Origin of the sequence: Acidilutibacter cellobiosedens (assembly GCF_004103715.1) — a bacterium.
Taxonomy (GTDB): domain Bacteria; phylum Bacillota; class Clostridia; order Tissierellales; family Acidilutibacteraceae; genus Acidilutibacter; species Acidilutibacter cellobiosedens.
Window position 1 is genome coordinate 2,277,505 of record NZ_CP035282.1, and the last position, 21,063, is coordinate 2,298,567.

Annotated in this window: 22 protein-coding genes; all 22 read right to left on the reverse strand. The window is 34.9% G+C overall.

The genetic code is table 11. The annotated features are described in order from the left end of the window. Positions 1-19: 19 nt before the first annotated feature. The 22 genes from EQM13_RS10940 to murA all read right to left on the reverse strand — a co-directional run bounded on the left by EQM13_RS10940 (position 20) and on the right by murA (position 21,036). The gene (locus EQM13_RS10940) at positions 20-1,387 is read right to left on the reverse strand and encodes a GlmL-related ornithine degradation protein (protein ID WP_128752681.1); all 1,368 of its coding nucleotides are present in this window, start codon (positions 1,385-1,387) and stop codon (positions 20-22) included. Then, positions 1,384-3,600, reverse strand: a complete 2,217-nt coding sequence (oraE, locus tag EQM13_RS10945; RefSeq protein WP_128752682.1) for a D-ornithine 4,5-aminomutase subunit OraE — start codon at positions 3,598-3,600, stop codon at positions 1,384-1,386. Before oraE ends, EQM13_RS10940 begins: the two co-directional genes overlap by 4 nt. Further along, positions 3,600-3,965, reverse strand: coding sequence for an ornithine aminomutase subunit alpha (locus EQM13_RS10950; RefSeq protein WP_071139082.1), 366 nt, complete (start codon positions 3,963-3,965; stop codon positions 3,600-3,602). The genes oraE and EQM13_RS10950 overlap by 1 nt, the downstream gene beginning before the upstream one ends. 15 nt (positions 3,966-3,980) lie before the next feature. Next, positions 3,981-5,399, reverse strand: a complete 1,419-nt coding sequence (ortB, locus tag EQM13_RS10955) for a 2-amino-4-oxopentanoate thiolase subunit OrtB (protein ID WP_128752683.1) — start codon at positions 5,397-5,399, stop codon at positions 3,981-3,983. Next, on the reverse strand, positions 5,399-5,707 hold the full coding sequence (gene ortA, locus EQM13_RS10960; RefSeq protein ID WP_071139080.1) for a 2-amino-4-oxopentanoate thiolase subunit OrtA: 309 nt from the start codon (positions 5,705-5,707) through the stop codon (positions 5,399-5,401). The genes ortB and ortA overlap by 1 nt, the downstream gene beginning before the upstream one ends. A gap of 35 nt (positions 5,708-5,742) precedes the next feature. After that, a complete protein-coding gene (gene ord, locus EQM13_RS10965) occupies positions 5,743-6,795 on the reverse strand; it encodes a 2,4-diaminopentanoate dehydrogenase (RefSeq protein WP_128752684.1) in 1,053 nt (350 codons plus the stop codon). Positions 6,796-7,004: 209 nt separating this feature from the next. Then, entirely contained in the window at positions 7,005-8,411 is a 1,407-nt protein-coding gene (locus EQM13_RS10970; protein WP_128752685.1) for a sigma-54 interaction domain-containing protein, read from the reverse strand. 30 nt (positions 8,412-8,441) lie between these two features. Further along, positions 8,442-9,749 (reverse strand): sensor histidine kinase, encoded by a 1,308-nt coding sequence (locus EQM13_RS10975; RefSeq protein WP_128752686.1) that lies wholly within the window; start codon positions 9,747-9,749, stop codon positions 8,442-8,444. Between the two features lie 8 nt (positions 9,750-9,757). Continuing rightward, complete coding sequence (locus EQM13_RS10980; RefSeq protein WP_071139076.1) at positions 9,758-10,447, reverse strand: response regulator transcription factor; 690 nt, start codon at positions 10,445-10,447, stop codon at positions 9,758-9,760. A gap of 15 nt (positions 10,448-10,462) precedes the next feature. Next, positions 10,463-11,203 carry a peptidoglycan editing factor PgeF gene (gene pgeF, locus EQM13_RS10985; RefSeq protein ID WP_071139075.1) on the reverse strand — a complete coding sequence of 247 codons (741 nt, stop codon included), beginning with the start codon at positions 11,201-11,203 and terminating at the stop codon, positions 10,463-10,465. A gap of 23 nt (positions 11,204-11,226) precedes the next feature. Continuing rightward, positions 11,227-11,685, reverse strand: a complete 459-nt coding sequence (gene nrdR / locus EQM13_RS10990; protein WP_071139074.1) for a transcriptional regulator NrdR — start codon at positions 11,683-11,685, stop codon at positions 11,227-11,229. 66 nt (positions 11,686-11,751) lie between these two features. Further along, positions 11,752-11,997 (reverse strand): YlmC/YmxH family sporulation protein, encoded by a 246-nt coding sequence (locus EQM13_RS10995; RefSeq protein ID WP_114218024.1) that lies wholly within the window; start codon positions 11,995-11,997, stop codon positions 11,752-11,754. A gap of 94 nt (positions 11,998-12,091) precedes the next feature. Then, entirely contained in the window at positions 12,092-12,937 is an 846-nt protein-coding gene (gene sigG / locus EQM13_RS11000) for an RNA polymerase sporulation sigma factor SigG (RefSeq protein WP_454665253.1), read from the reverse strand. A 3-nt stretch (positions 12,938-12,940) separates the two neighbouring features. Then, positions 12,941-13,654, reverse strand: coding sequence for an RNA polymerase sporulation sigma factor SigE (gene sigE / locus EQM13_RS11005; RefSeq protein WP_071139072.1), 714 nt, complete (start codon positions 13,652-13,654; stop codon positions 12,941-12,943). A 2-nt stretch (positions 13,655-13,656) separates the two neighbouring features. Then, positions 13,657-14,562 carry a sigma-E processing peptidase SpoIIGA gene (gene spoIIGA, locus EQM13_RS11010; protein WP_071139071.1) on the reverse strand — a complete coding sequence of 302 codons (906 nt, stop codon included), beginning with the start codon at positions 14,560-14,562 and terminating at the stop codon, positions 13,657-13,659. A gap of 159 nt (positions 14,563-14,721) precedes the next feature. After that, complete coding sequence (gene ftsZ / locus EQM13_RS11015; RefSeq protein ID WP_071139070.1) at positions 14,722-15,813, reverse strand: cell division protein FtsZ; 1,092 nt, start codon at positions 15,811-15,813, stop codon at positions 14,722-14,724. A gap of 13 nt (positions 15,814-15,826) precedes the next feature. After that, positions 15,827-17,068 carry a cell division protein FtsA gene (gene ftsA / locus EQM13_RS11020; protein ID WP_071139069.1) on the reverse strand — a complete coding sequence of 414 codons (1,242 nt, stop codon included), beginning with the start codon at positions 17,066-17,068 and terminating at the stop codon, positions 15,827-15,829. Positions 17,069-17,121: 53 nt separating this feature from the next. Next, a complete protein-coding gene (locus EQM13_RS11025; RefSeq protein ID WP_071139068.1) occupies positions 17,122-17,466 on the reverse strand; it encodes a small basic family protein in 345 nt (114 codons plus the stop codon). Position 17,467: 1 nt separating this feature from the next. Further along, entirely contained in the window at positions 17,468-18,196 is a 729-nt protein-coding gene (locus EQM13_RS11030; RefSeq protein WP_071139067.1) for a DUF881 domain-containing protein, read from the reverse strand. 15 nt (positions 18,197-18,211) lie between these two features. Continuing rightward, complete coding sequence (locus EQM13_RS11035) at positions 18,212-18,937, reverse strand: DUF881 domain-containing protein (protein WP_071139066.1); 726 nt, start codon at positions 18,935-18,937, stop codon at positions 18,212-18,214. A 10-nt stretch (positions 18,938-18,947) separates the two neighbouring features. Next, positions 18,948-19,718 carry a cell division protein FtsQ/DivIB gene (locus EQM13_RS11040; protein ID WP_161567229.1) on the reverse strand — a complete coding sequence of 257 codons (771 nt, stop codon included), beginning with the start codon at positions 19,716-19,718 and terminating at the stop codon, positions 18,948-18,950. Positions 19,719-19,779: 61 nt separating this feature from the next. Further along, positions 19,780-21,036 (reverse strand): UDP-N-acetylglucosamine 1-carboxyvinyltransferase, encoded by a 1,257-nt coding sequence (gene murA / locus EQM13_RS11045; RefSeq protein WP_071139064.1) that lies wholly within the window; start codon positions 21,034-21,036, stop codon positions 19,780-19,782. Positions 21,037-21,063: the final 27 nt, after the last annotated feature.

Below are 21,063 nucleotides of genomic sequence, written 5' to 3' on the forward strand. Positions count from 1 at the left end.
CATAAATGTTGGACTTATTTTATTTAATATTTAAACTATTTTTCAGTAACCTCAATGCCGCCTGAGGGTACTCTTTCGACAAAATTCCCAAAGAAGCCATTATATAATCGTTATCAACCAGTATTTCCACATCTTTATTGGGGAGAAGTTCGTGGCCTTTATTGCTCAGGGGAATTTCTCTCATTATATCGACTCTGTGGGGAAGCCTTGTTAAAGCTCCTCCTGTACCTATAATATATTTCACTCTCGTCAAATCTTTTCCTTCCGCAACAGTCGTCCTTCCGCCGGAACCATACAGATATCTGAATATACCTGCATGTCTCTTAACTGCCGTAACTGCTGCATGAAGAGTCAGTTTTTCTACAAAAGCTTTTTCTAAATCCGTTTTGGGTATGGGTTTATGATTGTCAATGAGATTTTGTAATTCTTCAGGGGATAAACTTAATTCTTCTTCCAATTTTTCTTTTCCTACCATGTCAACAACATTATGCATGTTTACATACACTCCCAGATCTCCTTCAACAGTTCTCTTTGCTAATGGTTCAGGACTTATAAGTATTCGGGAGACTTCCTCATTGCCTTCCGTTACAGAATGAACGTCGGTAGTAGCTCCTCCCACATCCAGCGTCATCAAATCTCCGATATCGTCATAAAGAAGCTTTGAGGCAACCATAACCGCACCGGGAGTAGGAATGATTGAGCCGGTAACCATTTCTCTTACTCTCTGCATGCCTGGAGCATGAACAATATGCTTTTCGAATACATCCTGAATCACCTTTCTTGTAGGTTCTACGTTTAATTCATCTATCTTAGGATAAACATTTTCCACTATATATAATTCAGATCTGGAGTTTTTAAACAAATCCTTTACATCATCTTGGTTCTCTACATTTCCTGCATAAATAACAGGTATATCCAAATTCAAATTCGCAATAAGCTCCGCATTATAGAGGGCTGTTTCTCTTTCCCCGTAATCTACTCCTCCTGCTACGAGGATTATATTGGGGTTTATTTGCATCAGCTTATTTAAATCACTCTTCCTCAGTTTTCCGGAAGTTACCTGTTTTATATTGGCTCCAGCTCCCAAAGCAGCTTCTTTGGCCGCTCTTACGGTCATATCATACACGAGGCCGTGAACGGTCATCCTGAGTCCGCCTGCAGCGCTGCTTGTAGCTATTAATTCACCATACTCTATACTGTCTGTCTTTAGATTAAAAGACAAGTTATCAATGGCATTGTGCAGTCCGATATTCACGTCTCCTTCTCCAACGCTGGTTGGGGCCTGCCCCTGCCCTGCAAATACGGGGCAAGGGCTGTTTACCTTATCAAAAGCATTTACAACGGTAGTAGTACTTCCTATTTCAGCTACCAAAACATCAATTTTCATTTTTTCTCTCTCATTTCTCTTCTTTTTTTAACCAAGAATGTAGCTACTTCAGAGCCTTTTGATCCTCTGCCGAAACCTACATCAACGCCGGTTTTAACCGCCAGTTCATTAGATACCTGAGTTCCTCCGGTAGCAATTATTACTTTATCTCTTATACCTTTTTCAACACAAAGTTCATGTATTTTCTTCATATTCTTGTAGTGAACATTGTCATGGCTTATAATAGTTGAAGCGAGGATGGCATCCGCTTTCTCTTCTATAGCGGCATCTACCAGCTTCTCAACGGGCACGCTTGTTCCAAGGTATACACACTTAATACCGTATTGTTCAATTCCTCCGTGTTTGATATCGATAATTTCCCTCAAACCAACAGAATGTTCATCTTCTCCCACAGTAGCAGCTACAATTTTCATAGGATGAGCATCTATTTCCTCTCTGATTTCGTCGTCTGTCATTACTTCTGGTTTAGGCGGAATAACCAACTTACTTGTATCAATGGTGAAAGGAACTTTTCCTTTAATTTCTACTCTCGTTCCTTCTGCTTCCTGCATTATTTCCCTACTGATTGCTTCAACATTTTCAAGCCCTAATTTCTTTCCTATCTCAATTGCGGCAAATTCTGCCGTTCTTGCTTCTGCCGGCAAGAACATTGTTATTAGGATTGTCCCGTCTCCCAGCCATTCCATTTCCGGTTTTATTTTTGTGGAATTTCTTAATTCTTTATTTTCTTCCATTCTTACATTAACATTATCGGTTTCGTCCAGTTCGTCAATATATACTATCTTGTCCGGATCCTCAAAAGTACATCCTCCGATTAACTTGGAAGGATTATCCACAGCGGTTTTGTCGTATTGAGCTACGTTATTATATCCGAATACCGCTGTTACAGGAGTCATATAATCTTTATCTCTTTCAACGATTGTACCTGCTGCAACTCCTCCGTCAATCTGTCTTGCTATTCCGTCTCCGTTTCTTTCAGGATAATATCCCGAGTCCACAAAGAAGCCATCTTGAACAGCCTTGAAATATCCTCCTACTTCCAATATTTCTTCCATGAAAAGAACTGCTCTTTCCTTTATTTCTCTTACCCTGTCTGCAAGTTCTCCTTTATCTCTCTTTATCTCAACCATTTCCTCGAGGCCGTCCATGCCTACAAGGGCTTGTTTAGCAGTATCTACTGCCTCAATATTGTAAATATGCCATGGAACGTTTCTTCCTTCATCAGGTGTAATAGTTGACTGAATATCAGCACTTGTAAGTTTTGAAATCATAAGGTTTAAAACGTGAGTAACTGTAGCTTCTCTTGTTGAAGATTCCATATACTTGGTATTCATCTGGGCACGCATTCTGTATCCCGTAAAAAATTCTCTCAGAGCTACGGCATAAGGTAAGTCCAATCTCATACAAGGAGCTGGCGGTGCCGTAGGCGGTACTGTCGAAAGGCAAATATTCCCCTTCTTCATTCCGACTTTTACTGAAAAAATACTGTTCAGCGCATGCTGTACCATAAGTTCCGGCATTACCTTCCATGCTTCTCTTGCTGTTGCATTGGCATTATGGGCACCATCTATCTGAGCCATATCTGCCCATGCCATAACCTTCTTTGCAGAAGCGGCATCAACAAAGGACCTTATCATATTTATATCCCTGTATAACACGTTATACTGAGGATCCTGATGGGCCCCGTTTACGCCTTCTTCCGCAAACATTACCGCAACCTCCGGGCCTGCCACACCGCTTACATAAGAGTGATAATTTATCGGGCGGCCCACTTCATCTTCTATTAAATCCAATGCTTTTCTCTGAGCACGAACCTGTTTCCTGGTTACCGGTATTCCTCCTATACCTTGAGGAGTCCCTTCTATCAATCCGTCAATATGGCTTTGGCCCGCTGTTCTTATAACCATTATATGATCTGCTCCATGCCATGCGGCCATTCTCATTCTTCTGATATCATCTTCAAACCTTCCCGAAGCAATTTCCGTGGTTATAACCGGTTCAGGCTGAGGATCAATATTATCAAAATATTTTGAGGCAGGCAACGGCTGAGACTGCTTTAAATTTTCTGATGTATCGTGGTATTCAAATTGCCATATTTTTCTCTTTTGTCCTGTTCCCTTTCTCCACGTCCAGCCTCTTCTTCTCGGCCTGTATTTATCGAGGTCCTTTAAAATATTCTCAATGCTCAATTTTTCATTAGGTTTAAGCTCCATTATTTGGCACCTCCCTTGAAAGCTGCAATGGCATCTTCCCACATTTGACCTTCATAGAGTTTTAATCCGGTTTCTCTTATGCCCATATGTTTTTCTTTGGCTAATCTATAAACAATATTTCCCGCACCTTTCCCGAGAAGCCCTCTCTCAACCGCCTTATCAACTATTCCTTTAGCTTCAATGCTTGAAAATCCCATTCTCAACAAAACTGATCTCTCAATAGAAGGACTCGTATTTTTATATGCTAAATCAACCATAGGATCAACAATTTTTCCTGCTAATTCCCAGAATCTTTCTTTTAATTCTTCTTCCGAGAGATTAGCTAAATGTTTTCTTCTTTCTTGAAAATCATCGGCTCTCTTCACTGATTTTACCTCCTACTAATAAATAATATTTAATTCTTTCAATTCTTCCTTAACAAATTCTTCATTTGTCTTTGTTTCTTCAGCTAAAAACTTGATATCCTTGTCAGTTACTTTCTTAGCATCGGAATGTTTAATACAATTTTTAATATAGGACTTTCTCATCTTATTTATATCCGTATCTTTTGCTTTGATATAACTTGGATCCTTGGGAAGAACAATATTCTTTCCCGGTACTTCATCCTCAGGATCTCCTATTTCTACTTTAATCCCGTTCTCCTTAGCGAAACTAAGCTGAGGTTGAATATGCTTTCCGGCTCCCGTATATTCTGTCTCCTGAGCCACTACTATTTTGTCTTCGTCCAATTCCTGTGCCAATGAAAAAGCCACAGCCAAGGATGTGTTCCCTGCAGGTCCTCTTTCTATCCCTTGCACTTGGGCTAAAGCTTCCGTCATATAAAATACGGAACCTTGGTTTATAAGAAGGTATCTGTCCATATATCTTAAAGGTCTTGCTGCAGACCTTGGAACGTCGGATCTGTCCGGCCATGTTGCAAAGGGTACTCCAAATCCTGTATGACCTGTAGTAAATGATTTTTTATTAAACTGCGTATCGCTGGCCATATGAAGTCCGCTTAAATCAACACTTGCTCCCACTATCTGAGTATGGGAAGCTCCTGCCTTTATAAGTCCTCTTGCCGTTCCGGTAAGATTTCCTCCACCTGCATTTGTGATTACTACCGCATCTGGATCCTTCCCTTCTCTTTCCCTGAACTGCATTGATAATTCATATCCTAAAGTTTCGACTCCTGCTATTCCGAAGGGAGTATATAAGGAAGCATTAAAATATCCTGTTTCTTCAAGAATCTTTAAAAATGTATAGAAGAGTTCCGGTCCAACTGTAAGTTGTACTACTTCCGCTCCCAGTGCTTCACATTTTCTTGCTTTCTCTATTATTTCCGGCTGTCCTACTCCTCTTGAATCGTAACACTCCTGAACTATTATGCACTTAAGCCCTCTCATGGCAGCCTGGCTTGCCACCGCTGCTCCGTAATTTCCGCTGGTCGCCGCAACAACTCCCTTATACCCTAATCTCTGAGCATGATAACAAGCCGTTGCCGCTCTTCTGTCTTTAAAACTTCCCGATGGGTTTGCCGCTTCATCCTTAATGAATATCCTTGCTCCTTTTCCTTCCGGTGCATATTTTCTTGCTAATTCGGTCAGATTCTTTAATTCAAGGAGAGGTGTATTGCCGACGCCTGTTTCCTTCTGTATCCTTTCTATCTCTTGAAGACTGTATCCGGTTTCTCGCATCATCTTTTCATAATCAAAAACTATACCGTCTGACTCAAAAGCATCATAATCAATTCCTATAGCTTTTTTCATAATTTCAGACCTTCTGCCCATTACAGCTTCAAAGCTCATATCCTTACTCATTATCGATCACCTTCCTTGCTGATTATTCCTCTCAATTGTCTGCCTATATAAAGTAATTCTGGAACGCATTTTCCAAAGCTATGAGTATAATAAGGATTAACTTCCACCAATTTTCCTTTTTCCCTGCGTCCTATATAAGTCTCAACTTCCACCATATCTCCGATATTTGCTTCGTCGTTAAGAAGAAATCCCTTTACCCACATTTCCAATGGTACCTTTCGAGTATCTTCAGGCAAATGAGGCGATCTTTCTTCCGACTTCAATACAATATTATGAATTCTTACCCATGTACCTTTTTTTGCATCCATTTATATCCCTTCCTCTTCAATTTAAATAAATATTATTATTCTTCTTCAATGAATTCTCTCATATCTCCCATTATTGCTCTCGGTACCGGTAAATCCAACATTGTTTTAAGACCAGGACGTGAATTGATTACCTGAGGTATCATGTTAATACACATTGCAATCGTACCTATTCCTCCGGGAACTTCAGGCTTATTCGACATATTTATATTAGGTGTTCCTTTAATTGTTATATAATCTCCCGTATTTGTTCCTTCCAATTGAGGCTCAACCTGTTGAGGATGAACCATTTCTATCTTCAATTCATTATCAACGTATCCATAGCCTAACATCTTGCATCCGGCCACATCTCCGGGTTGAACTTCAACATAAGGGGTCTTTCTGTATACCTTTGAAACTATAGGAGCCATAGTCTGTTCTACTTTCTTGCTTAATTTCCATCCCAAAGCATCAGCTATCATATTAACTGATTCAGCAAAACCAACATGGCCTGCCAATTTTCCTTCCTTCATTTTCTGGTTGAATTCCTCAACAGTTGTCCCTACTCCTTGTTCATGCATTACAGTAGTTCCAAAAGGTGAAAGGCTGTTAACCCTTTCTGCCTTAATATGATCAACATCAAGGCAAGCTCCGGTTAAAATCACTACAAGTAAATCCATAATAAGTCCTGGGTTAATTCCTGTTCCTAATACAGTAACACCGTTTTCCTTTGCAATTTTATCCAATTCTTTTGTAAGTTCCGGCTCTTTTGCTTTCGGATAGGACATCTCTTCTGCAGTAGTTATGACATTAATTTTCTTTTCCAAGCAAAATTTCATTTTATCAAAAGCATTTCTTGTATAGGAATCCGTTGCAAGAAGTACCAAGTCTGATGCTTTTTCAGTAATAACTTCATCTCTTGTTCCAATGATGACATCTTTTCTGTTTCCTCTCTTTACATCGAGAAAATCATACATGCTCTTACCAACTTTATTACCTCTTCCAACTACTCCTACAATATCAACGCCTTTTTTAGCAAGCAATGCTTCTGCCATGCCTTTTCCCATGGCACCAAGGCCCCAAATAATAATTTTTACATTTTCTTTTCTCATTAAGAGCACCTCCAAATTTTATTAATATTTATTATCCTTTAATATAAATATGCAATAACCTTGCCAACAAATATTGAAAAGGGTTTTAAGATCAGAATTTGGAAATATAGAGGTTTCTCAAAAGAAACTTATGGAAATATTAAAGCAAAAAAATATCGCCATGCAAATATATTGGCGTTAACGCCAATATATTTGCATGGCGATAAATGTTATAATTGATACTTTTTGATTTTATGTTGAAGAGTCTGCCTTTTGATTCCCAACTTTTTAGCTGTTTTTGAAACGTTATAATTACATTTCTCAAATGCAGAGCTTATAACTTTACACTCAATATTATCCATTAAATTAGGAAGAGGTATTGATAAATCCATACTATCTAATACATTTGGATTATCATACTTTTTAAATATATGGGAATTTGTTATAAAATGCTCTTTTTTTAAAGTATGCTCATCATCGGATATGTAATTCATGGCTGACTCGATTACATTTTCCAGTTCTCTTACATTCCCGGGCCATGAATATGTATAAAAAGAATTTAGTACATCATCCGATATTATCCATACATCCTTATTTAAATTTCTATTATATTTATCAATAAAATAATTACATATAACAGGAATATCATCTACCCTCTCTCTGAGGGGAGGAATCTTTATGTACACCACATTTAATCTATAATAAAGATCTTTTCTTAATAATCCCTTTTTTACACATTCATCCGGATCTTCGTTAACGGTAGCAATAATTCTTACATCAATAGGTATATCTTTAACGCCACCAATTCTTCTAATGTAGCCTTCCTGAAGTACTCTTAACAGCTTTGCCTGAAGCATTACAGGCATAGAATTTACTTCATCTAACATTAAAGTCCCTCCACTTGCCTGTTCAAATATTCCAGGTCTCTCTATGGCCCCTGTAAAACCGCCTTTTTCAGTACCAAAAAAGATTCCTTCAAGGAGAGTATCAGGTATAGCAGCACAATTCTGAGCTATAAAAGGTTTTCTTCTTCTGATTCCTCCATAATGTATGCTCTGAGCAAAAAGTTCTTTCCCCGATCCGGTTTCTCCATATATTAATACGCTGGATATGGTATTACTGGCTCTTTTACCTATGTCTACAGCTATTTTCATTTTATCGTTATTTCCTATAATATCGCTGAATTTATATTTTCTGATTCCTATATTTCCTTTAGTTTTGTTTGTTGTAACAAGATCATTTTGAAGATCAATAAGCTGATCGGAGAGCTTTCTGATATGAGTAACGTCCTCTGCTATTTCCAATGCCGCCACAATTTTTTCCTTACAGAATATTGGAATTGTTGAATTCACACTTGTTATTTTTTGTCCTTTATAATTTAAATATGTCTGAGTTTTATTAATAATAGGTTCCTTAGTTTTCATTACGCTAAGGAGTGTACTCGTTTCTTCGTTCAGGCTTGGAAATATAGACAGTAAGTCTTTATCGATTACATTTTGAGATTCTAATCCTTCTATTTTTGCCATAGCCTCATTATAAATTATGGTTTTTCGTTCCTCGTCTATAACATGGATTCCAATATAAGAATACTGCAAAATACTTTGCAGTATTATGTCATTGAGAATATTTTTCTTCATGGTATCATCCCTTGTATTATATATTTATTTTTAGTCTTTCCCATCTAAAGGTATGGTTACAGTAAAAATTGAACCTTCTCCAAACTTGCTGTTTATCGTTATCGTCCCCTTAAACATTAATACTATATGCTTTACTATTGCAAGACCTAATCCTGTTCCTCCCATCTGCTTAGATCTTGATTTATCAACTCTGTAAAATCTCTCGAATATCCTTTTCTGATCCTCCGGCGCTATTCCTATACCTGTATCAATTACATCTATAACAACGTGGCTTCTGATTTTCTGCGCTTTGACAACTACTTTTCCACCCTTTTGGGTATATTTTATTGCATTATCGGTTAAATTTAATATCATCTGCTTAAAATAATTAAAATTTCCATATATAGCAGGTATCCCTTTCTTTATTCCCCGGGACAATACAATATTCCTTTTCTCAGCTTTAATATTCAAAACCTGAAATACCTCATCAATTACTTCTTCTATATGAAAATATTCATCCAGTGCATTCCTTTTTTCACTTTCTATTTCAGACAGCATCAGAAGGTCTTCCACTAAAGCATTCATTCTGTTTACTTCTATGTCCATAATATTTAAAAACTTATCAGATACTGAGGGATCCCCGATTGCACCGCTCTTAAGGGTTTCTATAAATCCTTTCAGAGAAGTCAAAGGAGTTTTTAATTCATGGCTTACATTTGCCACAAAATCTTTTCTTATACTCTCGAGTTTTTTTAATTCGGTTATATCCCGTATTACAAAGATTGTTCCAAGTTTTTCCCTGGAGTTCTTATCTTCAAAAATAAAATTAGAATTGATTTTCATCACCTTGTGATCGAGTCCCGAAATTTCATATTCCCTTTCTTCTCCGTTTTTTGTTAATAATTCATAAAATACCTGCTGTGCTTTCTCGTCTTTAATGATATAATCCAAATTTTTATCTATGCTTTCTTCTTCATCCATTTTAAAAATTTTTTCGGCAGAAGAATTAATAAAAATTATATTCTTATTGTTATCCACCGCAATTACTCCGTCGGTAATACTTGTCAAAATGGATTTAAACTTTATATTATTTTCCCTAAGTTGCAATATAGTACTATTTAATTGCTTGTTTACCTCATTGAATTCCTTAGATAATATTTTAAAATCCTTATTTCTATAAAAATAAGTTAAAAGTGTCATAAGGAATCCTATAAATATAAATACAAAAATATAATAAGCAAGTTTGATGTTTGCTACCGTACCGTAAACAATCCTTTGAGAACTCAAAAATTCAACAAACAAAATCGTTATTGCTATCAAAGACAATAATAAAAGAATTACAAATATCTTCTTTTTCATTTTCCCTCCTATTTAAACTTATAGCCCACTCCTCTTACAGTTTCTATATATTTAGGATTTTTATCATCATCTTCAATCTTTTTTCTTAAGTTTCTTATATGCACATCTACTGTCCTTGTTTCCCCAAAATAATCATAACCCCAGATCATATTTAAAAGCATATCCCGGGAAAATACCTTTCCCTTACTCTCCAAAAGGACTTTCAAGAGTTCAAATTCCTTCAGAGTCAAATCAACTAATTTATCATCCTTATAAACTTCATGCTTATCCAGGTCTATGATTATCCTTTTATCGATGATAACTTTCCCTTTTATTTCCGTTTTCTTGCTGACTCTCCTCAATAAAGCTCTGACCCTTGCCAGAAGTTCTCTCACGCTGAAAGGTTTCGTTATATAATCGTCCGCCCCTATTTCTAAGCCCAAAACCTTATCTATTTCGCCGCTTTTGGCAGTAAGCATAATAATCGGAACATTCGCGGTATCACTATTCTCTTTCAATCTTTTACAAACTTCAATACCATCAATTTCGGGAAGCATTAAATCCAATATTATTAAATCGAATTTTTCTTTCTCTGCCATGTTTAAAGCTTCCCTGCCGCTATAAGTTGATTTTATAGCATAACCGTTAGCTTCCAGATTATATTTAAGAAGTTCAACAATATGCTCCTCATCATCAACAACAAGTATTTTTTCATACATAGTCTATTCTCCTATTCATCCCATTAGTTTAATTCCGGCCGCCATTCGCTCCATTGTCCTCTCTTTTCTGTAGGAATAAAATCTGTCATTATGGCAACTGGTACATAGGCAGCTATTAACAATATTTTGTTTAAGAATTCCTGCTCTTAAAATAAGCAATTCATTACTTCTCCAAAGATTCAAATGATATTTTCCTTCTTTCTTCTCAAAACATTCAATTAAAAAAAGATGTTTACCGACAAATGATTCGTAGATTTCTTCCCCGACTTCATAACAGCAGGGCCCGATAGAAGGTCCAATTCCCACAATAATATCAGAAAGTTCGGAACCGAATTCTCTTTTCATTAAGTTAATCATCTTACCACCAATATCCGATAAAGTTCCTCTCCATCCTGCATGAGCCAATCCTATAATTTTTCTTTTCTTATCAAAGAAAAATAATGGAACACAGTCTCCATGAACAGTAACCAATACTATATTTTTTTTATCTGTGAGAAGTCCATCTACTCCCTTAGGTTTTTCTGTTTCGTTATAAAAATTTATATCCTTAATTATTGATATATTATTCCCATGAACTTGGTTAGAAAATACAATTTTATTTTCAGGTTCATCAAACAGCAAAGCTAAATTATTTAAAATATTCCCTTTATTAAATCCAATTCTTGATGTAAAAATAGTTTTAACATTTTTATTCTCATTAAAAAAAGGTATTTCGTAATAGATCATTTCTTTATAAGATTTTTCTATGAAATCCATATTGAACTCCTCCGAAAGCAGTATTATTTTTCCTTATCCAATATCTTTTTCAATTCATCCATAAAAGTATTCAGATCTTTAAATTGTCTATATACAGATGCAAATCTCACATAAGCCACTTCATCAACTTTTATTAACTCATTCATTACATTTTCCCCTATATATTTACTGGTTATCTCTTTCTCCATAGAATTATACAGCCGTTTTTCTATATCATTTACCATATTTTCTATAACAGCCATAGACACGGGCCTTTTTTCGCAGGCTTTAATTATCCCTGTAAGTAATTTATTTCTATCATAAGCTTGCCTGTTTCCATCTTTTTTTATTACGACCAATGGTATCTCTTCAATTTTTTCATAAGTAGTAAATCTTCTCCCGCATTTTATACATTCTCTTCTTCTTCTAATGGCTTGTCCTTCATCCGTCGGCCTCGAATCCACTACTTTTGTCTCATAGTAATCACAAAAGGGACAATTCATCTTCTCACCTCATTTAATTATTATCTAAGTTGATTATAATATATTAAATTCAAATTGTCTAATCCCTTATTTTCTGCTATATTTTAAGTCCACCAAGATTATATCGGTTCCTATTTTAATTATGTTTTCCCAGGGAATAATCAAATCCTGGCTTTTCCCAAAAAAATTAAGTATCTTTCCCTCTCCCGGTATAATTATTGCCGATACATCTCCCGAATTTAAATCTATTTCAAAATCATATATCAATCCGATTCTTGTACCATTATCAATATTAACTACTTCCTTTTGACGCATATCAGATAACCTCAACATAATACCTCACCAATCCTTTTCTTATTTTCTTTACTATATATATACTTTAATATATAGAAGAAATATTCCTAAAAATGGTGAGGTATTATTTTAATTACACATATTTTTTCATACTTTTAAGAGCATTTTTTTCAAGTCTTGATACTTGAGCTTGAGAGATGCCGATTTCTTCTGCAACTTCCATTTGAGTCTTACCTTCAAAAAACCTTAAATTCAATATCAGTTTTTCTCTGCTGTTTAATTTGCTTAAAGCCTCCCTCAGCGTTATTCCCTGAAGCCAAACTTCATCTTCACTTTTTTCGTCTTTAACCTGGTCCATTACATATATTGCATCTCCACTATCGTGGTATATAGGTTCAAACAAGGAAATAGGCTCTTGAATGGCATCTAAAGCAAAAACCACTTCTTCTTTTGGAATACCTAATTCTCCCGCAATTTCTGTTATAGTCGGCTCCTTTGAATTCTTATATATAAGGTGTTCTCTTGCCTGAAGGGCTTTATAAGCAATATCCCTTAAGGATCTGCTTACTCTTATGGGATTATTATCTCTTAAATACCTTCTTATTTCTCCTATTATCATAGGCACCGCATAAGTTGAAAATTTAACGTTCTGGCTGGTATCAAAATTATCAATAGCTTTTATAAGGCCGATACACCCTACTTGGAACAAATCGTCTACATACTCACCTCTTCTGTTGAACCTTTGTATAATGCTTAGGACCAGTCTTAAATTCCCATTTATAAACTTATTTCTTGCTTCCATATCTCCTTGTTTTATTTTTTTAAATAGTTCCTGCATTTCTTCATTGGTAAGGACAGGTAATTTTGAAGTATTTACTCCACAAATTTCTACTTTATTGGTATGCATCCACTTCATTCCTTTCAATAAGTTTTGCCCCTTTAAAATAAAATTATTACCTGTAGATTTTTTTTTATTCACTAATTAAACCATTCTCATCATTTCTTTTCTAAGCCTTTTTATTATTCTTTTTTCAAGCCGTGATATATAGGATTGAGATATTCCAAGCATATCCGCCACTTCCTTTTGAGTTTTTTCCTTTCCGTTTTTAAGGCCAAACCTTAATTCCACTATTTTCCTTTCCCGATTTGACAATTTGTCGATTGCTTCATTGAGAAGTTCTTTATCCACTTCTTCTTCTAAAAATTTAAATATAGTATCTCCTTCTGTTCCCAATATATCCGAAAGTAAAAGTTCATTTCCATCCCAGTCAACATTTAATGGTTCGTCAAAGGATATCTCCGCCTTTGATTTACTATTTCTTCTCAAAAACATGAGTATTTCATTTTCAATACATTTTGAAGCATAAGTCGCCAATTTTATATTTTTATCAGGATTAAAAGTATTAACTGCTTTTATAAGTCCTATAGTTCCTATGGATATTAAATCCTCTATATTTATGCCCGTATTTTCAAATTTCCTTGCAATATACACTACGAGCCTCAAATTTCTCTCTATCAATACACTTTTAACATCGGCATCTTCTTTTAATTTGGAAACATAATACAATTCCTCTTCCGGTTTTAACGGCGGAGGAAGAACTTCTCCACTTCCAATATAATGTATATTATTGATTCCCAATCTATAAAGTATCTTAAAAAGAAATTTATTAATTTTATATTTGATGTTTATAAACATTTTTATACCCCCTTATATAAGATCTCCGGATGAAGCAATCCTTTATATTTTTCCCCATCTGACATTTTGTTGTTATATATCGCTATTACTATATCCTGAGTTATTCTTCTATTTATCTTCTCATTTAAAATATCCAGTTCATCCGGTTTAAATCCAATCAGTATGCCGTTGTCTTTCCCTATGGATTTAAAAGGTATAAACCTTAATTTTATTTCATCTTTCAATTCCATCATTATATTTGTAAAATCATCTAAATTAAAACCTTTATTTTTCATATAGTAATTTTGTAATTTTAACGGAAGTATATTCTTAATAGCTTCAAATTCCACAATAACTACAGGTTTTTGACTTATAGGCTCTTTAAGAGAATTTCCCGTATCTACCAAAGCGGTAAATATTGCCTTCCTTCCTCTCAAAGTCACGGCTACTTCCGTAAATACATCTTCTTTATTAAGTTTTAAATTAAAATAGTTAAAAACATATCTTATTAATAATACGGAAAATGTTATGCTTATAATAAGAAGTTGAGACGTAAAATCATTTATAAAATATATCTTGTGATAAGTCAAATCACTATTTTTCAAAATATAAAATACAGCTAATCCCGCTCCTGCAAAAATAAATGAAATTATATAAAAATAAGCAAGGAGTTTTATAAACGTTTTAAGCTTTGCCGGATTATAAGCTATAACTATCATCAATATTGAAACAGACACCTTAACTGAAAATTTCGTTAGATAATGGAATTCAGGATAAAATACCACTAGTGCATAAAGGGAACCAACAATTGCCGCAATTAAAATCCTAATTTTATTTGTTTTTGTTCTTGTAACTTTATTTGTAACATATAATATAATAAAATTTATAATTGCATTCTCTAAGAGTAAGTATTCAACATACACATACACCATCAGACCCCCCTTTAAAATATTCATAATATACTTCTATTCACTTGTCTCATAATTTATGTATATTATACTTCTAAGAAGGAAAAAAAAATGTCATATCCTATATAAAGAAAAAAATCGTTTCTCCCTTAAAGAAACGATTTTTAGACAAAATACTATTTATTTATCTTTTCTCCTTAAAAACGTCGGTATATCCAAATCATCTAAATCATACTGAGATGTGGCAGCTTCTTCCTTAGCTTTAACCCTCGAATCTGCTCCGAGTTTATCGGATTTAAGAAACTTTCTTTCGCTTTTCTGATTTTCAAATCCTGTGGCTATAACCGTAATCTTAATTTCATCTTTTAAACTTTCATCTATTCCTGCTCCAAAAATAATATTTGCGTCTTGATCTACGGATTCTCGTATTAAATCTGCTGCTTCATTAACCTCAAATATACCAAGATCTGCTCCACCTGTAAGATTTAAAAGAACCGCCTTTGCTCCTTCTATAGATGTTTCAAGGAGCGGACTCTGAATAGCTTGCTTAGCGGCTTCAACGGCCCTGTTTTCTCCTTGGGCTCTGCCTATACCCATATGAGCAATTCCTTGATTTAACATTATAGTCTTTACATCGGCAAAATCCAGATTAATCAGTGCCGGAACCGCTATTAAATCAGAAATACCTTGTATGCCTTGTTTAAGTATTTCATCTGCCATCATGAAAGCCTGAACCATAGTGGTCTTTTTTTCCGCCACCTGAAGCAGTCTATCATTAGGTATGGTAACTAAAGTATCTACCTTGGTCTTTAAGTCTTCAACGCCTTTTTCCGCATGAATCATCCTTCTTCTGCCTTCAAAAGTAAATGGCTTTGTTACAACCCCTACTGTTAAAATCCCTAATTCTTTTGCTATTTCAGCAACTATAGGTGCAGCTCCCGTACCGGTTCCTCCACCCATTCCTGCTGTAATAAATATCATATCGGCACCTTTGATGGAATCGGAAATCTCATTTCTGCTCTCTTCTGCTGCTTTCATTCCTATTTCAGGGTTTGCTCCTGCTCCCAATCCTCGAGTGAGCTTTTCTCCAATTTGAATTTTCGTATCGGATTTTGACGCAAAAAGGGCTTGTCTATCGGTATTAATCGCAATAAAGTCTACTCCTTTAACACCACATTCAATCATTCTGTTTAATGCGTTATTGCCACCGCCGCCTACACCTATTACTTTTATTTTCGCATATTCTTCTACTTCCATATCAAAGTCAAACACCTCATAAACCCCCTTAAAAATATTCCTCCCAGACTTTTTTTAAAAATGATAATAATCCTTTATTAGAATTTGCTTTACTGCTTGTCTTCTTATTATGTACATTATTATATTCTACATAATAATTAAATTTCCTCTTTAAAGAATAATTTATAAGCCCAGCTGCAGTTGAATAAATAGGCTCTTGTATTCCTATGTAATCCGGTTTGCCTATTCTTACAGGCAGCTCAAACATTTTCTTCGTTAAATCTACTCCTTTTGGAAAATAGCCAATTCCACCTCCCGTCAATACGATTCCGGCCAATATGTCTTTGACAAATCCTCTTTTAAACAATTCCTTATAGATAATTTCAATTATTTCATTAACCCTTGCTTCAATTATTTCACTCAATTCCGCATTAGTAATATTTATTCTTTCATCAGAACCGATAGGAGTTACCTCAATAATCCTTTTTTTATTAACATTCGGATTAAAATTCAAACCATATTTTCTTTTTATATCTTCACTTTCCTTATATGGTATTCTAAAACCGATTGATATATCATTAGTTATGTGGTTCCCGGCTATAGGTACTAAGAAATTATAAATCAGGCTCCCATTTTTAAATAAGGACACGTCAGTAGTTCCTGCTCCTATATCTATAAGTAATACACCTAATTCTTTCTCATCCTCAGTCAGTACCGACTCGGATGTGGCTAATGGTTCAGCTACTATTCCAAGAACTTCCAATCCTGCTCCATTTACACTTTTAACAATATTAAGCACAGTAGTAGCGGAAGCGGTAACAATATCTACATCAGCTTCAAGTCTAATTCCCGTCATTCCTATGGGATCTCTTATTTCATCGTATCCGTCAATTATATACTGTAATGGTATAATATCTATTATTTGCTGATTTTGAGGAATTGATATTATGGTTGCTGAATTTAAAACTCTTTTTACATCATCGGAATTTATTTCTCTATTTTCATTAGAAACAGCTATAACTCCTTTATTTTTTGTAAATTTTGTGTATCCTCCGGCAATATTAACATAAGCATTATCAACTTCTATATCTGCCATATTCTCTGCCTGCTCTAATGCATAAGAAACGGCTTTCGACGTATCTTCTATATCTACCACGATGCCCTTTTTTACACCATAGCAAGGACTGATTCCAACTCCGATTATTCGAATTTGCTTACTCTTATCTATCTCGGCAATTATTACACAAACTTTAGATGTTCCTATATCAACTGAAGTAATCAGTTCCCCCATACAATTCTCCTCCTTTCAGCAAAATTGGCTTATAAAATGTGACCTTTCTATAATTATTCCTCTTTGCGTCTCTTCGATATGATAATTCTTCTCATCCTTGCAAAATTATCAAATAATCTTCCTCCAAAGGTAAAAATCGCCGCATAGTATAATGGGACTCCAAGTCTGTCTCCAACATATGCCAAAAAAGCTGCTAATAGAGCGTTCCCGAAAAAGCCTGAAATAAATATTTTAGTATCAAATTTATTTTCTAAATTTGATCTTATACCTCCAAAAACAGAATCGAGACACGCAAGTACTGCTACAGAAATATAAAGAGCATAAGCGGGATTATAAGTCACAGGCAATAATAAACCAATTATAACTCCAATCAAAATTCCAATTAAAGCAAAAAACATATTATTCACCTTCTTTTTCAGGTTTTGCAAATTTATAATCAACATCTTTAGAATAAGCCGGTATCTCAACCGAATCCTCTATCCGCGATTCAACTTCAATTTTAAAAACATTTTTTAAGTTATAAGCATAACTGTTTGGAGCATTTATAGCGGCATATAGTAATTTAGGATCCCCTATGGCTTTTATCACAAAAGGGGTACCTACGCTTTTCCCGTTTACTCTTATTATAGGACCTCCGCATTTTATCTCCGACGTAGACATAATCCTCTGTCCGTTAATACTGATAGCTTCAGCCCCGGCACTTCTTAAATCATTAAATATATTTAAAATATCCACATCATGAATAATATCATAATCAACTGAGTATCCGACTATTTCTTTATCCTGATTATCTCTCATCTTTATTACTATCCCCGGACCCTCCATATCCGTATATCCGGATTGGGCCTTTGCATCAGATACTTCTTCTGTTAACAGTTCTTCTATGCTTTTATTTCCTTTATCTACACTTTTCACTAAGCTAAGTTCTTTCTTCTTTTTTTCAACCAGTTCTTTCATCTCTCCAATTTCTCCATTAAGAGCAGCTATATCATTCTTAGAAACTTGTATGGACTTCAAAGTAACAGGAGTATAGCTTTCCAGGTGCTGCTTTGCCTGCATAGATAACGCCATTCCGATAGATAGGCATGATACAAAAAATATAACATTAATCTTCGATAATCTTCCCATAATTATCCTCCCATACTAATTAGCTGTCTCCTGAACCGGCTTAGCAAAAGTAAAATTCTTGATTTTTCTATATTTTGGTATTGATACGTTTTGGTCCTGTTTTAATTGAACTTTATAATCCGTATTATTCTCAAGATAATATTTAATTCCGCCTTTTATAGACAATGCAGATTCCAACACGGAAGGATCCCCTATGGCTTTAATAACTATTGGCGGCCCTACGGAAACTCCGTTTATTTCCAAATGATCATTAGCCTGAACTATCTCGGTAAAGGAAGTATATCTTTGATCATTAATTGATATGGCTTCCGCATCCGCAGAGTTTAAAATACTTATGATTTGAATTATTATATCCGTATCATATACTATACTATTTCCTTGACCAAACTGTACATCCATCGGAGGATCATCTATTTCGAATATTACTCCTGGGCCTTTCATATCAATATATCCTGCAAGAGTTCTGTATTTCTCCAACTCATTATATAACCCCTCGGTATATGAGTTATTGTCTGACTCTCCCTTTTCGTATTGTTTTATCTTAGATTCTAAAGTGTCTAATTCCTTCTGGAGATCATCTCTTTCTTTTTGTAATTTTTTAAGATCAGCAGCCAGCTGCTGTGCTCTCTGAGTTGGAAGTACTCCTTCTCCTACCGTCTCAGATACGGTTTTAAATTGAATGGACAATATTACCCCTAACAAAATACAAACCAAACCTATAGATAATTGACCTTTTTTCATTTATATCCCCCTAATTGTTATCGGTTACAATAATAGGATTTTCTCCTTTATTAAAGTAAATGTATTTACACTTAATTTCTTTCTTATTAACATCATTTAATATTTCCAACAAATAGCTTAACTTATATTTTATATTATCTAAGGGTCCAAATGCAACTACTATCCCTTTTTTTAAATTGATAAGAACATTGTTTTCATCAGTAAAATCGAAGCCGGCAACACTTTCTATAATATTTATTTTAATGCAATCATGTATAAAACTGTTAATTTCGGCTGAATTTTTTTCATCTTTAATCTTGTACTTTTCCCCAATTTGGGGTTCCTCAACTGATATCCCCTTTAGAAGAGGAAGTTTGTCTTCCCCCTCTTTTGGGCTTATCCTTAATATATATCCGTCTTCATCCAAATAAATGTAAGAACCCATATAAGGAATAAGAAACTTTTCTTCTCTTTCCACTACATCTATAATAATCCGGTTAGGTAATTTTCGTTTAATTTTAACTTCCTTTATATAAGGCATGCTAAGAAGATTTTTTTTAGTATAACTTAAATTTACTTTCATTATATTCTCCTTAAGGACAATCCCCGAAGCATTAATAATCTGTAAATCGGATAGGTTTTTATTTCCATTGATATCTATATCTTTAATATGAAAAAAATTAGTTTTAAAAGTAATCATTAAAAATATTGAAAGAAATAATATAAATATAATAAATATTATGCCTACTTTTTTCCTTTTAGCTTTCTTTTCAATTTTTTTATTTATTCCTATTTTATTCATATGGTTTTCTGCCTCCAATATAAGGTTGTCCATTTTAACGGAAGCAGCAAAAGCTGCCCTGCTACGATGATACTTTAATAATATCTGCCCCAAGGGCTCTTAATTTTTCATCTAAATTTTCATATCCTCTTTCCATATGGAATATATTATCTATTACTGTAGTTCCCTTAGCTGCTAAACCTGCCAATACCAAGCTGGCACCTCCTCTTAAATCCTTCGCCGAAACATTTGCTCCCGTCAACTCCTTAACTCCCTTTACTACTGCGACTTTGCCTATAATCTTTATATTCGCTCCCATCCTTATTAACTCCTCAGCATGTTTAAATCTATTTTCAAATACAGTCTCCGATATAATACTTGTGCCGCCTGATATACTTAAAAGTGCCATCATCTGAGCCTGCATATCTGTAGGAAATCCCGGGTACGGAAGAGTTTGAATCATCTCTACCGGTTCTATTTTATTAGGACCAATAACCTTCAGCGAAGTACAATTGCTGTATATCAAACACCCTGCTTCTTTAAGCTTAGCCATAATAGCTTGAATATGCTCTATTTCAACATTGTTTATTATTACTTCTCCTTGAGTAATAGCCGCACAGGTCATAAAAGTGCCTGCAACAATTCGATCCGGTATAACCGTATGTTTTACTTCCTGAAATTTCTTCACTCCTTCAATCGTTATGACGCTGGTGCCTGCTCCAAATATCTTGGCACCGGACTTGTTTAAATAATTTTGTAAGTCTATAATCTCAGGTTCCCTTGCTGCATTCCTTATAACTGTAGTTCCCTCTGCCGTAACAGCTGCCAATATAGTATTTTCTGTAGCACCTACGCTCGGATAGTCTAACTGAATTTCACATCCCTTTAACCCATTACTTCTACATAACAGAAAACCATGGGATTCTTCTATTTGTGCCCCCATCTGTCTTAATGCTTTTAAATGTAGATCAATAGGCCTTGGGCCTATTTCACAACCGCCCGGGTAGCAAATATTCACTTCGCCACATCGAGAAAGCATAGCACCCATAAGTATTATGGAAGAGCGCATTTCTCTTACTAATTCCTCCGGTATATCTATTTTATCGAGAGAAGTTGAATCAACATATATAATATTATCTGTCCTTTCTACACGACAACCTATATAAAGTAAAATCTTTTCCATTATTTCTACATCTCTAAGGTCGGGAATATTAAATATTGTACTTGTATTATTTCCTATTACAGTTGCAGCTAAAATCGGCAATACCGAATTTTTCGCTCCGGAAATATTTACCTCTCCCCTTAATCTGCTTCCGCCATTAATAACATACTTACCCATTTCAGCACCTCCGGATGTGTAAACTAC

Bases quoted from the DNA above. Each gene is read 5' to 3' on its own strand.
- ortA (WP_071139080.1), bottom strand. From the start codon at position 5,707: ATGGATGCAAAAAAAGGTACATGGGTAAGAATTCATAATATTGTATTG.
- EQM13_RS10975 (WP_128752686.1), bottom strand. From the start codon at position 9,749: ATGAAAAAGAAGATATTTGTAATTCTTTTATTATTGTCTTTGATAGCA.
- pgeF (WP_071139075.1), bottom strand. From the start codon at position 11,203: ATGGATTTCATAGAAAAATCTTATAAAGAAATGATCTATTACGAAATA.
- EQM13_RS10940 (WP_128752681.1), bottom strand. From the start codon at position 1,387: ATGAAAATTGATGTTTTGGTAGCTGAAATAGGAAGTACTACTACCGTT.
- ord (WP_128752684.1), bottom strand. From the start codon at position 6,795: ATGAGAAAAGAAAATGTAAAAATTATTATTTGGGGCCTTGGTGCCATG.
- ftsA (WP_071139069.1), bottom strand. From the start codon at position 17,068: ATGGGGGAACTGATTACTTCAGTTGATATAGGAACATCTAAAGTTTGT.
- oraE (WP_128752682.1), bottom strand. From the start codon at position 3,600: ATGGAGCTTAAACCTAATGAAAAATTGAGCATTGAGAATATTTTAAAG.
- EQM13_RS11035 (WP_071139066.1), bottom strand. From the start codon at position 18,937: ATGAAAAAAGGTCAATTATCTATAGGTTTGGTTTGTATTTTGTTAGGG.
- EQM13_RS10980 (WP_071139076.1), bottom strand. From the start codon at position 10,447: ATGTATGAAAAAATACTTGTTGTTGATGATGAGGAGCATATTGTTGAA.
- EQM13_RS10995 (WP_114218024.1), bottom strand. From the start codon at position 11,997: ATGTTGAGGTTATCTGATATGCGTCAAAAGGAAGTAGTTAATATTGAT.
- EQM13_RS11025 (WP_071139068.1), bottom strand. From the start codon at position 17,466: ATGTTTTTTGCTTTAATTGGAATTTTGATTGGAGTTATAATTGGTTTA.
- murA (WP_071139064.1), bottom strand. From the start codon at position 21,036: ATGGGTAAGTATGTTATTAATGGCGGAAGCAGATTAAGGGGAGAGGTA.
- EQM13_RS11040 (WP_161567229.1), bottom strand. From the start codon at position 19,718: ATGAATAAAATAGGAATAAATAAAAAAATTGAAAAGAAAGCTAAAAGG.
- nrdR (WP_071139074.1), bottom strand. From the start codon at position 11,685: ATGAATTGTCCCTTTTGTGATTACTATGAGACAAAAGTAGTGGATTCG.
- ortB (WP_128752683.1), bottom strand. From the start codon at position 5,399: ATGAGTAAGGATATGAGCTTTGAAGCTGTAATGGGCAGAAGGTCTGAA.
- sigE (WP_071139072.1), bottom strand. From the start codon at position 13,654: ATGTTTATAAACATCAAATATAAAATTAATAAATTTCTTTTTAAGATA.
- EQM13_RS10970 (WP_128752685.1), bottom strand. From the start codon at position 8,411: ATGAAGAAAAATATTCTCAATGACATAATACTGCAAAGTATTTTGCAG.
- EQM13_RS11030 (WP_071139067.1), bottom strand. From the start codon at position 18,196: ATGGGAAGATTATCGAAGATTAATGTTATATTTTTTGTATCATGCCTA.